This window comes from Pedobacter sp. 01N416 (assembly GCF_056399685.1).
In genome coordinates this window covers 1-419 of the sequence record NZ_JBFTRT010001122.1, presented here as the reverse complement: position 1 = coordinate 419, position 419 = coordinate 1, and the positions used below count along the sequence as shown (strand labels likewise).

Here is a 419-nt window from a genome sequence, read left to right as displayed (position 1 = left end):
GGCAACCAGGGCCGCCAAAACCTCATGTACCAAACGCCCTTCAAATGGATAGGCAAAGAGATGAAAACCTTCTTTATTATTAATAAGTTCGATAAGTAACTCATCATTTTTAGGTACGTGAGAACGTTTTTCCTGCAATAGAAACAGCGGATACACCGCATCTAATTCTTCATCCTGATGTGTTTTATCCAATGCTTCATTGTATTTTTTCCGTAAAACCGACCCTAAATTGGAAGAAATGGGCAAGCGGCCACCATTCCAGCTTGGAGAGATCGCATTTTTCTGTTTACTTACCCTCACCACAACAGTCATATCTTTTACCTGAATAAATTCTAAAACCCTGCCAGCCAAACGGAAATTATCGCCAGCTTTTAAACGGGTAACAAAATATTCTTCAACCATGCCGATGTAACCACCAG

Annotated in this window: 1 pseudogene; it reads right to left on the bottom strand. The window is 40.6% G+C overall.

Annotation, left to right across the window (positions count from 1 at the left end):
- Nucleotides 1-419 (bottom strand): annotated as a pseudogene (locus AC1DND_RS29525) (DNA ligase-associated DEXH box helicase); the annotation flags it as partial.